Origin of the sequence: Brevibacterium sp. FAM 27836 (genome assembly GCF_051351055.1) — a bacterium.
In the GTDB taxonomy this organism is placed as follows: domain Bacteria; phylum Actinomycetota; class Actinomycetes; order Actinomycetales; family Brevibacteriaceae; genus Brevibacterium.
This window is the reverse complement of sequence record NZ_CP195711.1, coordinates 665,036-678,298: the sequence shown is the minus strand read 5'-3', so window position 1 is coordinate 678,298 and position 13,263 is coordinate 665,036. Positions and strand designations below refer to the sequence as shown.

General features: G+C 64.7%; 7 protein-coding genes. 5 read left to right on the top strand and 2 right to left on the bottom strand.

Translation table 11 applies throughout. The features are described from left to right. Nucleotides 1-5: 5 nt before the first annotated feature. From ACSE4D_RS03180 to ACSE4D_RS03170, 3 genes are all read left to right on the top strand, one after another. A complete protein-coding gene (locus ACSE4D_RS03180) occupies nucleotides 6-1,070 on the top strand; it encodes a GNAT family N-acetyltransferase (RefSeq protein WP_135537140.1) in 1,065 nt (354 codons plus the stop codon). Between the two features lie 197 nt (nucleotides 1,071-1,267). Further along, complete coding sequence (gene rpoB, locus ACSE4D_RS03175) at nucleotides 1,268-4,747, top strand: DNA-directed RNA polymerase subunit beta (RefSeq protein ID WP_135537139.1); 3,480 nt, start codon at nucleotides 1,268-1,270, stop codon at nucleotides 4,745-4,747. A 68-nt stretch (nucleotides 4,748-4,815) separates the two neighbouring features. Then, nucleotides 4,816-8,688 (top strand): DNA-directed RNA polymerase subunit beta', encoded by a 3,873-nt coding sequence (locus ACSE4D_RS03170; RefSeq protein WP_135537138.1) that lies wholly within the window; start codon nucleotides 4,816-4,818, stop codon nucleotides 8,686-8,688. A gap of 156 nt (nucleotides 8,689-8,844) precedes the next feature. Here the strand turns inward: ACSE4D_RS03170 and ACSE4D_RS03165 are convergent, their stop codons facing one another. Both ACSE4D_RS03165 and ACSE4D_RS03160 read right to left on the bottom strand, forming a co-directional pair. Then, on the bottom strand, nucleotides 8,845-9,870 hold the full coding sequence (locus tag ACSE4D_RS03165; RefSeq protein WP_135537137.1) for an ATP-dependent 6-phosphofructokinase: 1,026 nt from the start codon (nucleotides 9,868-9,870) through the stop codon (nucleotides 8,845-8,847). Beyond that, a complete protein-coding gene (locus ACSE4D_RS03160; RefSeq protein WP_135537136.1) occupies nucleotides 9,867-10,562 on the bottom strand; it encodes a DUF1707 SHOCT-like domain-containing protein in 696 nt (231 codons plus the stop codon). Before ACSE4D_RS03160 ends, ACSE4D_RS03165 begins: the two co-directional genes overlap by 4 nt. 294 nt (nucleotides 10,563-10,856) lie before the next feature. On the opposite strand from ACSE4D_RS03160, the gene ACSE4D_RS03155 reads away from it, so the two are divergent. Both ACSE4D_RS03155 and ACSE4D_RS03150 read left to right on the top strand, forming a co-directional pair. Then, complete coding sequence (locus ACSE4D_RS03155) at nucleotides 10,857-11,573, top strand: response regulator transcription factor (protein WP_135537135.1); 717 nt, start codon at nucleotides 10,857-10,859, stop codon at nucleotides 11,571-11,573. Then, nucleotides 11,570-13,105 (top strand): sensor histidine kinase, encoded by a 1,536-nt coding sequence (locus ACSE4D_RS03150; protein WP_135537134.1) that lies wholly within the window; start codon nucleotides 11,570-11,572, stop codon nucleotides 13,103-13,105. Before ACSE4D_RS03155 ends, ACSE4D_RS03150 begins: the two co-directional genes overlap by 4 nt. Nucleotides 13,106-13,263: the final 158 nt, after the last annotated feature.

Below are 13,263 nucleotides of genomic sequence, written 5' to 3'. Positions count from 1 at the left end.
GATCGATGGAGATCACGCATATTCGCTCCGGCACGCTGACCGACTCCGACGTCGACGGGCTCCTTGATGAGATCGTCGACTTCGATCGGAGGATCAATCGTGCCCTCGGGTTCGGTGAGGACTTCGACCCATTGCCCGGTTCGGTGCGCGGGAAACTCGTGCGCGCTGGCGAATTCACCTCTCATGAGATCTGGCTGGGCCGCGTCGACGGCAGACTCGTGGCGAAAGCGGGAGCCTATCTGAGCCTGTTCGACAACACCGACGTCGCCGATGTCTACATCGGCGTCCTGCCCGAACTGCGGCGGTCGGGCTTGGGCACCGAGCTGCTGACGGTCATGGAGCGGCAGCTGGCTGAAACCGGGAGGACACGACTGACTGCCTGGGCCGAAATCCCGGCAGCAGACTTCGACGCCGATCCGCGCAGACCTCGGATCGCCGCGGACGCCGGTACCGGCAGCCTTCCGGCCGAACGGGCCGAGGTCGTTTTCGCCCAAGGTCATGACTACCGCCTCCAGCAGGTCGAGCGATGCTCTGCTGCGGTCGTTCAGTGCAGTTCCGGCGGGGGAGTGGACTCGTTCAGGACCGAAGACGGATATGTCATCCGCACCTGGGCGGGACCGGTACCGGAGGAGCACATCGAGGCGATCGCGCTGCTTCACCAGAGGATGTCCACGGATGCTCCCGGAGCTGCCGACCTCCATGACGAGGAGACCTGGGATACCGCTCGAGTCCGGGCTCTCGAAGCGGACCGTGAATACACAGGAGGGCGCACGCACACGGCGTTGGCGCTCTTCGATGGCGAAGGGGTCGGCTTCACCGAGGTCGTGAGTTACACACAGCGTCCGCACGTGGCTTATCAGGGCGCCACTCTCGTGCTCAGCGAGCACCGTGGCCACGGGTTGGGAGCGCGACTGAAGATCGCCAATCATGAGGCGCTGTGTCAGTCCTCGCCGGTCGAGCGCGTCTACACGTGGAATGCGGCGGAGAACTCGTGGATGCTGGCCATCAACGATCAGGCCGGGTTCGAAACCGTGGGGTGGGTCGGTCTGTGGAAGAAGATTCTTGCATGACTTGACCAGATGCTATAAGGTTGATATTTGCATCGTTCTGCCTGTGGTGTGCCTTCATATAGCGGTGGGCACGTCATTTCCACTCAAGTGAACCACGTCGGTGCCGGGAGTCGAAATCTGACACACCCGGAAATTGCCGAAGGGAAGTCGAGTGGGCAGACGAGGTATCAGATGGTGAAGCACTCGGAAGGAACCAATTGGCCGCCGCCAACGACAACACCAGGACCGCTAATCCCCCCCAGAGAATTTCCTTCGCGAAGATTCGCGAACCTCTCGAGGTTCCCGATCTGCTCGGTCTGCAGACGGACAGCTTCGACTGGCTGATCGGATCGGAGGCGTGGCAGGACCGCGTCGCCGAAGCCATCGAGATCGGAGACGACTCCGTCGCAACCACCTCGGGACTCGAGGACATCTTCGAAGAGATCTCGCCGATCGAAGACTTCGGCGGATCCATGTCGCTGTCGTTCCGCGAGCACCGGTTCGAGGCTCCCAAGTACTCGATCGATGAGTGCAAGGAACGCGACATGACCTACTCGGCGCCGCTGTACGTCACCGCCGAGTTCATGAACAACAACACGGGCGAGATCAAGAGCCAGACCGTGTTCATGGGCGACTTCCCCCTCATGACCGACAAGGGCACGTTCATCGTCAACGGCACCGAACGCGTCGTCGTCTCCCAGCTCGTCCGGTCGCCCGGCGCCTACTTCGAATCCAGCGTCGACAAGACCACGGACAAGGACATCTTCACCGCGAAGATCATCCCCTCCCGTGGCGCATGGCTGGAGTTCGAGGTCGACAAGCGCGACCAGGTCGGTGTGCGTCTCGACCGCAAGCGCAAGCAGTCCGTGACCGTTCTGCTCAAGGCTCTCGGCTGGACCGAGGCGAAGATCCTCGAAGAGTTCGGCGAGTTCGAGTCCATCCGCGAGACGATGGCCAAGGACACCGTCAACACGCAGGACGAAGCGCTGCTCGACATCTACAAGAAGCTGCGCCCGGCCGAGCCCGCGACGGCTGAGGCCGCCCGCAACCTGCTCAACAACCTCTACTTCAACCCGAAGCGCTACGACCTGGCCAAGGTCGGCCGTTATAAGGTCAACCGCAAGCTCGGCGTCGAGGCTCCGCTGTCGGACTCGGTCCTCTCGACCGACGACATCGTGGCCACCATCCGCTACCTCGTGTCGCTGCACGCCGGAGTGGAGACCTCCAAGGGCACCCGCGACGGCGAAGAGGTCGAGCTGAGCGTCAAGCTCGATGACATCGACCACTTCGGCAACCGCCGCATCCGCGCCGTCGGGGAGCTCATCGAGAACCAGATCCGCACCGGTCTGTCGCGTATGGAGCGTGTCGTGCGTGAGCGCATGACCACCCAGGACGTCGAGGCGATCACCCCGCAGACCCTGATCAACATCCGCCCCGTGGTGGCTGCGATCAAGGAGTTCTTCGGCACCTCGCAGCTGAGCCAGTTCATGGATCAGAACAACCCGCTGGCGGGTCTGACCCATAAGCGTCGTCTCTCCGCGCTGGGACCTGGTGGCCTCTCTCGTGACCGCGCCGCGATGGAAGTCCGTGACGTGCACCCCTCGCACTACGGCCGCATGTGCCCGATCGAGACCCCGGAAGGCCCGAACATCGGCCTGATCGGTTCTCTGGCCTCCTATGCCCGCATCAACCCGTTCGGCTTCATCGAGACCCCGTACCGCAAGGTCGTCGACGGTGTCGTGACCGATGAGACGCAGTACCTGACCGCCGATGACGAACTCGACTTCAACATCGCTCAGGCCAACGCGCCGCTGACCGAAGACCAGCGCTTCGCCGAGGTCGAGGTCCTGGCCCGTCCGAAGGGCGGCGGCGGTGAGGCCGAGCTGGTCCAGGACGACCAGATCGACTTCATGGACGTCTCCGCACGCCAGATGGTGTCCGTGGCGTCGGCCCTGATCCCGTTCCTCGAGCACGACGATGCCAACCGTGCCCTCATGGGTGCGAACATGCAGCGTCAGGCCGTGCCGCTGGTGATGGCCGAATCGCCCGTCGTGGGCACCGGCATGGAATACCGTGCCGCCGTCGACGCCGGTGACGTCATCACCGCCGAGAAGCCCGGTGTCATCACCGAGGTCTCGGCCGACTTCGTCACGGTCCTCGCCGACGACGGAACCCAGCTGACCTACAAAGCGTCGAAGTTCAAGCGTTCGAACCACGGCACCTCGTACAACCAGCGCATCCTCGTCGACGAAGGCGATCGTGTCGAAGCCGGCACCGTCCTCGCCGACGGCCCGTCCACCGAGAACGGTGAGATGGCTCTGGGCAAGAACCTCCTCGTCGCGTTCATGTCCTGGGAAGGCTACAACTACGAGGATGCGATCATCCTCTCCCAGCGCCTCGTCCAGGACGATGTGCTGTCCTCGATCCACATCGAGGAGCACGAGGTCGACGCCCGCGACACCAAGCTCGGCGCCGAAGAGATCACCCGGGACATCCCGAACATCTCGCCCGATGCGCTGGCCGACCTCGACGATCGCGGCATCATCCGCATCGGCGCCGAGGTCACCGACGGTGACATCCTCGTCGGCAAGGTCACCCCGAAGGGTGAGACCGAGCTGACTCCCGAAGAGCGCCTGCTGCGCGCGATCTTCGGTGAGAAGTCCCGTGAGGTCCGCGACACCTCGCTGCGCGTTCCGCACGGTGAGATCGGCACCGTCATCGGAGTCCGCGTCTTCGACCGTGAGGATGACGACGAGCTCTCGCCCGGTGTCAACCAGATGGTCCGCGTCTACGTGGCTCAGCGCCGCAAGATCACCATCGGTGACAAGATGGCCGGCCGTCACGGCAACAAGGGCGTCATCTCGACGATCCTGCCGGTCGAGGACATGCCGTTCCTCGCCGACGGCACTCCCGTCGACGTCATCCTCAACCCGCACGGTGTTCCCCGTCGTATGAACATCGGGCAGGTCTTCGAAGTCCACCTCGGATGGATCTCGAAGCAGGGTTGGAAGATCGAAGGCAACCCCGAGTGGGCAGCCGAACTGCCGGAAGCGGCCCGCGAGGCTGAGGCCGGCACGAACCTGGCCACCCCCGTCTTCGACGGTGCACACGAGCAGGAGCTGCGCGGACTGCTGGATTCGACCACCCCGAACCGCGATGGGGACCGCCTCATCGATTCCTCGGGCAAGGCACAGCTGTTCGACGGACGCTCCGGCGAGCCGTTCCCGTACCCGATCTCGGTCGGCTACATGTACATGCTCAAGCTCCACCACCTCGTCGACGACAAGATCCACGCGCGTTCGACCGGACCGTACTCGATGATCACCCAGCAGCCGCTCGGTGGTAAGGCGCAGTTCGGTGGTCAGCGCTTCGGTGAGATGGAAGTCTGGGCCCTCGAGGCCTATGGCGCCGCCTACACGCTGCAGGAGCTTCTGACGATCAAGTCCGATGACATCCCGGGCCGTGTGAAGGTCTACGAAGCCATCGTCAAGGGTGAGAACCTGCCCGACCCGGGAATTCCCGAGTCGTTCAAGGTCCTCATCAAGGAGATGCAGTCCCTGTGCCTCAACGTCGAAGTTCTCTCTTCCGACGGCGGACATGTCGAGATGGGCGAATCGGAGGACGAGGTCTACCGTGCCGCCGAGGAACTCGGCATCGACCTCTCGCGCCGCGAAGCACAGACCGTAGAAGAAGTCTGAGGACTTTCACTTCAACCGACACAACTTTTTGGTGAACGATTCGTTCATCGCCAGGAAAGAGGATTTACGTGCCTGACGTCAATTTCTTTGATGAACTGCGCATCGGTCTTGCCACCGCAGAGAATATCCGCGGCTGGTCACACGGTGAGGTGAAAAAGCCTGAGACCATCAACTACCGCACCCTGAAGCCGGAGAAGGACGGACTCTTCTGCGAGAAGATCTTCGGGCCGACCCGCGACTGGGAGTGCGCCTGCGGAAAGTACAAGCGCGTCCGCTTCAAGGGCATCATCTGCGAACGCTGCGGCGTCGAGGTGACCCGTGCCAAGGTGCGTCGTGAGCGCATGGGCCACATCGAGCTCGCCGCTGCCGTGACCCATATCTGGTACTTCAAGGGTGTGCCCTCCCGTCTGGGATACCTGCTGGATCTGGCCCCGAAAGACCTGGAGAAGGTCATCTACTTCGCGGCCTACATGATCACCTCCGTCGACGAGGACTCCCGTCACCGTGATCTGCCCAGCCTGCAGAACAAGATCGACGTCGAGAAGCAGCAGATCGGCACCCGCCGTGACGCCGACATCGATCGTCGTGCCAAGAAGCTCGAAGAGGATCTCGCCGCACTCGAGGCCGACGGCGGCACAGCCCAGGCCAAGAAGAAGCTGCGCGACACCGCCGAGAAGGAAATGGACAAGCTGCGCAAGAACGCCGACCGCGAGGTCGACCGTATCGAGCAGGTGTGGGACCGTTTCAAGAACCTCAAGGTCAACGACCTCGAAGGCGACGAGAGCCTGTACCGCGAGATGTTCCACCGTTTCGGGCTCTACTTCACCGGAGCCATGGGCGCCGAGGCGATCCAGAAGCGCCTCATCGACTTCGACCTCGAGTCCGAAGCCGAGAAGCTGCGTGAGCTCATCGCCACCGGCAAGGGGCAGCGCAAGACCCGTGCGCTCAAGCGCCTCAAGGTCGTCAACGCGTTCCTGACCACCGACAACAACCCCGAGGGCATGGTCCTCGACGTCGTTCCGGTGATCCCTCCGGAACTGCGCCCGATGGTGCAGCTCGACGGCGGCCGGTTCGCCACCTCGGACCTCAACGACCTCTACCGTCGTGTCATCAACCGCAACAACCGTCTCAAGCGTCTGCTCGACCTCGGTGCTCCCGAGATCATCGTCAACAACGAGAAGCGGATGCTGCAGGAAGCTGTGGACTCGCTGTTCGACAACGGGCGTCGCGGACGTCCGGTGACCGGTCCGGGCAACCGCCCGCTGAAGTCGCTGTCGGACATGCTCAAGGGCAAGCAGGGACGTTTCCGTCAGAACCTGCTCGGTAAGCGTGTGGACTACTCGGGCCGTTCGGTCATCGTCGTCGGCCCGCAGCTGCACCTGCACCAGTGCGGTCTGCCCAAGACCATGGCTCTCGAACTGTTCAAACCGTTCGTGATGAAGCGCCTGGTCGATCTCAACCATGCACAGAACATCAAGTCGGCCAAGCGCATGGTCGAGCGCCAGCACCCGCAGGTGTGGGACGTCCTCGAAGAGGTCATCACCGAACATCCTGTGCTGCTCAACCGCGCACCGACTCTGCACCGTCTGGGCATCCAGGCGTTCGAACCCCAGCTCATCGAGGGTAAGGCGATCCAGCTGCACCCGCTCGTGTGCTCGGCGTTCAACGCTGACTTCGATGGTGACCAGATGGCTGTGCACCTGCCGCTGAGCCCCGAGGCGCAGGCCGAGGCCCGCGTCCTCATGCTCTCGGCCAACAACATCCTCAAGCCTTCGGACGGCAAGCCCGTGACGATGCCTTCGCAGGATATGATCATCGGTCTGTTCCACCTCACCTCCGAGCGCAAGGGACTGGCCGGCGAGGGACGTTCGTTCTCCGGTATGGGCGAAGCCATCATGGCATTCGACCGTGGGGAGCTCGACCTCGGTTCGCCGATCACCATCCGCCTGGAGGACGTGGTTCCCGGTGCGGACATCGAGGTGCCCGAAGGCTGGGAGGCCGGGGATCCGCTGGACGTGCAGACGACTCTGGGTCGGGCACAGTTCAATGAGTACCTGCCCGCCGACTACTCGTTCGTCAACTCGACGATCGACAAGAAAGCGCTGAGCCGGATCGTCAACCACCTCGCCGAGGAGTACCCGAAGGTCGAGGTCGCCCACACGCTGGACAACTTTAAGGCCGGCGGCTTCTACTGGGCCACCCGTTCGGGCATCACCATCGCGATGTCCGACGTCGTCTCGCCCGAGGCGAAGACGGAGATCCTCAACGAGGCCGAGGCCATCGACACGAAGGTTCAGCAGCAGTACGAACTCGGTGCGCTCACCGACGACGAGCGCCGCAACGAGCTCGTCAAGCTGTGGACCGAGACGACCGAGAAGGTCGACCAGGTCATGCGCACGAACTTCCCTGAGGAGAACTCGGTGCTGCGTCTGGTCGAGTCCGGAGCATCCGGTAACTGGATGCAGGTGCGTCAGCTGGCCGGTATGCGTGGTCTGGTGACGAACCCGAAGGGTGAGATCATCCCGCGTCCGATCGTGTCGAACTATCGCGAGGGCCTGGCAGTGCTCGAGTACTTCATCGCCTCGCACGGTGCTCGTAAGGGTCTGGCCGACACGGCTCTGCGTACTGCTGACTCCGGTTACCTGACCCGTCGTCTCGTCGACGTGTCGCAGGACGTCATCGTGCGCACCGCGGAAGCCGACTCGAACAAGGGCATCACCCTGCCGGTTGCCGAACGCGATCACGAGGGCAACCTCGTCCCGCACGAATTCGCGGAGACCAGCGTCTACGGTCGACTCACCGTCAACGACGTCACCGACGCCGATGGCAATGTCATCGTCCCGGCGAAGTCCGATGTCACCGCCGCCACTGTCGACGCCCTCGTGGCGGCCGGCATCGAGGAGCTCAAGGTCCATTCGGTGCTGACCGCGGACTCCGATACACAGATCTCCGCCGAGCACTACGGTCGCTCGATGGCGACCGGCAAGCTCGTCGACATCGGCGAGGCCATCGGCACCGTCGCTGCCCAGTCGATCGGTGAGCCGGGAACCCAGCTGACGATGCGTACGTTCCACACCGGTGGTGCGGCGGCCTCCTCGGGTGATATCACCCAGGGTCTGCCGCGTGTGACCGAGCTCTTCGAAGCTCGCACACCGAAGGGCTTCGCCCCCATCGCCGAGGCGACCGGTCGGGCGAAGGTCGACGACAGCCGCAAGACCCGCTTCGTCATCATCACCCCCGATGACGGCAGCGAGGAGATCGAGCATGCCGTGTCCAAGCGCGCCCGCCTCCTCGTCGAGGATGGTCAGCACGTCAAGGCCGGTGAGCAGCTCATCGTCGGTGCGGTCGATCCGAAGCAGGTGCTGCGCATCCGCGGTCGTCGTGAGGCCGAGCGTTTCCTCGTCGAGGAAGTCCAGAAGGTCTACCGTTCGCAGGGCGTGGGCATCCACGACAAGCACATCGAGGTCATCGTGCGGCAGATGCTGCGTCGCGTGACCGTCATCGAGTCGGGCGACACGAACCTGCTGCCCGGCGAGCTCGTCGACCGCGGCCGCTACCAGGCGGAGAACCGTCGTGTCGTCGCCGAAGGCGGACAGCCCGCATCGGCTCGTGACGAGCTGATGGGCATCACGAAGGCGTCGCTGGCCACCGAATCGTGGCTGTCGGCCGCATCCTTCCAGGAGACGACCCGCGTCCTCACCGAGGCGGCCATGGAAGGCAAGTCCGATACGCTCATGGGTCTCAAGGAGAACGTCATCCTCGGTAAGCTCATCCCTGCGGGCACCGGCCTGCAGAAGCACCGCAACCTTGTGGTGGAGCCGACCGAAGAGGCCAAGGCCGAGATGTTCACCAACAGCTACGGGGACTTCTACGCGGGCATCGGATCCGAATCCGGTTCCGCCATCCCGCTGGAGGACTACGACTACGGCGCGTTCAGCTGAGTCTCAACGGCTGAGCCGGGCCGGGCCGGGCGCGCACCGCACACAGCGGGCGCGGCCCGGGCCTCGTGCCCGACAGAGCTGACACAGAGGAGGGGCACTCACCATGCGGTGAGTGCCCCTCTTCTGTGTCTGCCTGGTCCTGAGCCCGTTGGGTGCTCAGCCGAAGAGCACCTGCGCTTCCTCCCACCGGTGCAGAGGCACGGACTTGAGACTGTGCACCGCCGATGACATCTCCACGGAGACGATATCGGTGCCCTTGAGGCTGGCCATCTTGCCCCAATGACCGTGCTGAGCGAGGTCGGCAGCCGCCATTCCCAGCCGGGTGGAGAGCACACGATCGTAGGCAGTGGGGGAGCCGCCTCGTTGCAGGTGCCCGAGGATCGTGGCCCGGGATTCGATTCCGGTGATCTCTTCGATCTTCGGTGCCAGATAGTTCGCAATCCCGCCGAGGCGGACTCGACCCTTGTTGTCCAGCCCCTGATCGGCGACCTGGGTGTCGAAACCCTCGGGGATGAAGCCTTCGGCGACGACGACGATGGGAGCGCGCCCGCGCTCCTTCGCCGAAGTCACCCAGTCGGCGATCTGATCGAAGGAGACGGGGAACTCGGGCATGAGGATCGCGTGCGCTCCGGCGGCCATGCCCGCGTGCAGTGCGATCCAGCCGACGTTTCGGCCCATGACCTCGATGACCATGCAGCGGTGGTGCGATTCGGCGGTGGTGCGCAGCCGGTCGATCGCCTCGGTGGCGATGGATTGGGCGGTGTCGAAGCCGAAGGTGTAGTCCGTGCTGCCAAGGTCGTTGTCGATGGTCTTCGGGACCCCGACGATGTGAAGACCTTCCTCGTTGACCAGGCGCGACGCCCCGGCCAATGTGCCTTCGCCGCCGATGGCGATGAGCGAATCGATGCCGTGGGCGGCCATGACTTCGCGCATCCGCTCCGGCCCGCCGTCCTCATAGGGATGGGTGCGGGAGGTGCCGAGGATGGTTCCGCCCCGACCGGACAGGCCGCGCACATCGAGCATGGTCATATCGAACATGTCGTCCTCGAGCAGTCCGCGCCATCCGTCGCGGATGCCGACGAAAGACGCCCCATGGGTGCGCATGCCCTTGCGGACGATGCCGCGGACGACAGCGTTGAGTCCCGGGCAGTCGCCGCCCGAGGTGAGTACACCGATCTTCATTCCAGCTGACCCTGATCCTTTGTTCGATAGCCTTTGGCGAGCCGGACATCGTGTCCGGCCATGAGAGAGAAGCCTTTGAGGATGACGGTGCCGTTCGACCCGTCGCCCCGCGCGGACTGGCGGACCTCGTTGCCCGCCATGATGTTGATCGTCTCGTCTCGGACGCGTACGCCCGGCGGGACATAGATGTCGTTGCCGGCCCACATCGCATAGGAGACCACTTCGACCGTCACTCCGGGCCCCATGACAGCGCACAGGTCGATGTTGTCCCCGCCCATGAGGGCGTAGGTGGTGACCTCCGCGGTGCCGGGTGGGACGTCGATCTCACGACCGGACATGATGGCCACAGAGCTCATCGGTCGGGCCGAGCCCGGTTCGGCGGTGGGCGAGAGTTCGGAGGGCCCGCGCCGTTGGAGGGCCGAACCCGGGACCGAGGAACCGGTGGCCGAGCCGTGGCCGGTCTGGCGGGCGAAACGGCGGTGGAGCTGTTCGCCCTCGGGCAGGTCGTCGAGGAGCGGCATGAGTTCGTCGACGAACTTCGCGGCGATCGCATCGTCTTGGCGCTCCGCAGTCTCCTCCGGGTCCAGCCGCCCGTTCGTGACCGCCTCGGTGATCACCGAGAGCGTATCATCACGGTCCTTGTCGGAGGCGCGAACGCGGCGTTGAGGAGGAGGGGAGTCATCATCGGCCATGCTCTCCAGTGTAGCGGGACTCGAAGCAGGGGACAGGTCGGTCTGCTGAGCGGATGAGTCCACAGCGGGACCACAGCAGCGACCAATCCGGGGCCCATGTGGTGCCGCGAAGGTGGAGGCTATGAGATACGAGACCGGCGCCCGGCGGCGAAACGGGGAATCAGACGTGAAATCATCTCCTGTTCTTGCAGCCGGCTGCTCAGGACCAGTCTTCGTGCCGGCTTCTCCGACGCACAGGGCCCCGGCTCCGTCTCCTCTGCGATCTCAGCGCGGAATGAGGGGGATAATCGACCTATGACATCGACAGCGGCGGCTCCGGCACGCATTCTCCTCGTCGACGACGAAGCGAACCTCACCGAACTGCTCGTCATGGCCTGCCATGTTCGGGGTTGGCAGGCCACAGGCGTCGGCACCGGACGGGAAGCGGTGGCGCTGGCGCGCAGTGAGCATTTCGATGCGATCGTCCTCGACGTGATGCTGCCCGACCTCGACGGGTTCGCTGTGATCGAGAAGCTCCGCGGGGAGGGGATCGAAACCCCGGTGGTGTTCCTCTCCGCCCGCGATGAGGTCGATGACCGACTCACGGGGCTCCGCCTCGGCGGGGATGACTATGTGACGAAGCCGTTCAACCTCGACGAGGTCATCGCCCGGATCGAGGCCCGTCTCCGCCGCAGCGTGACGAACGGTCCGGGCGACGAGGACGACGTGCTGCGGGTGGGGGACCTCGAACTCGACGAACGCTCGCACGAGGTCACCCGCGCCGGTCACCCGATCGAGCTGACGGCCCGCGAATACGAGGTGCTGCTGCTGTTCATGCGCAATCCGCGAGTCGTGCTGTCCAAAGCGCAGATCCTCGACCGCGTATGGGACTACGACTTCGGCGGCAACGGCAATATCGTCGAACTCTACGTCTCCTACCTGAGGAAGAAGATCGACGCTCCGTTCCCGGATCTGGAGAACCTCTTCCACACCAAACGCGGAGCCGGCTACATCATGCGAGCCGAATCATGAGACTGCGCCGGTGGCGGCTGCAGACGCGGCTGATCGTCCTCGCCGGACTCGTCCTCATGCTCGTCGGAGCCGGGATCGGCGCCGCCTCCTGGCTGAGTGTGCGCAGCTCCCTCATGGCGGACCTCGACGCACAGCTGACGTCGATGACCTCGCATGCGCGCTCGGCGGACGGTCCTGGTTCGGGCCGAGATGCGGCCGCAGGACCGGGCTCTGGCACCGGCACGGACGGCGGATCGTCCGCGGCCGTCGATTCGGCGCTGCGCTATCTCTTCCAGCCGGGCGTGGGAGACGGTGCGCTCGTCGTCGTTGATTCCGGCAGCGGGGGAGAAGGTCTGATCGCCGAGGCGGGGCTGACCCGACCGCGACCGCTGTCTGCTGAGGCGATCACTGCCCTTCTCGAGATCGAACCCGGCGACGAGGCCGCCCATGAGTCCGTGCGCGTGCCGGGGTTCGGCTCCTACCGGGTGGTCGCCTTCGCCGACGGCGACACCACCACCGTCTACGGTGTGCCGCAGGGCAGTGTCGACGAGGCACTCGACCGCACAGCCTGGACAACCGCGTTCGTCGTCCTCATCGGCGTACTCACCACTGCCGCGCTCATGGCAGTGATCATTCATCGTCAGCTGCGTGACCTCCGCGACGTCGCCCGCACCGCACGGGAGGTCACCGACCTCGAACTGGGGGCCGGCAAGCCCGAGCTCGCGCTGAGAGTGCCGAGCGAACTCGCCGTCCCCGGCACCGAAGTCGGTGATGTCGGGGCCTCGGTCAACCGGATGCTCGACCATGTCGGCTCCGCCCTGGAAGAACGGTATCGGGGCACGGAGCAGATGCGCCGGTTCGTCGCTGACGCCTCCCATGAGCTGCGTACCCCGATCGCGACGATCCGCGGGTGGGCCGACCTCACCCGCCCATACCGTGAGGAGCTTCCCGCCGAGGTAGCCACCTCCTTGGGCCGGATCGATTCCGGGGCGATGCGGATGTCGGTCCTGGTCGACGACCTTCTTCTGCTCGCCCGTCTCGAGGCCGGTCGGCAGCCGACGCGCAAGGACCCCGTCGATGTGTCCGCCCTGCTCATCGAACTCGTCGAGGACGCGCATGTGGTCAACCCCGACCATGCCATCGTCCTCGATGTGCCGCCCGAGGTCCTCGAAGTCCGTGGCGCTGTCGATCAGGTCCGACGCGTCGTGTCGATCGTGCTCACCAATGCGTGTGTGCACACGCCTCCGGGGACTCGAGTGCGTGTCGAAGCCTCAGCGCAGCGCAAACCGGTTGCCGGTCAGCTGCCCCGCGATGTCGTGGTGGTCCGCATCAGCGACGACGGTCCGGGCATACCCCCGGAGATCCGGGACCGGGTCTTCGACCGGTTTGTCCGCGGCGACCCGTCGAGGACTCGTCAGGACGGGGCGAAGGGCGGTTCCTCGGGCCTGGGCCTGGCCATCGCGTCTGGGCTCGTCGAGCTCATGCACGGCAGCATTTCGATGACGAGCACGGGAGAGGGCACGGCCTTCGAACTGCGGCTGCCGACCCCATGAACGGGGCTGTTGAGACGGACGCCTGACCCGGGTGGATCGCACAGCCCGAACACAGGGCCGGCCTGGGCGGACTGCAGTCCCGAGGCCGAGAGTGCCATCGGCCTCGCCGACCTCAACAGGAACGAATGATGACACGACGATGCCCCCACCGACTCCGG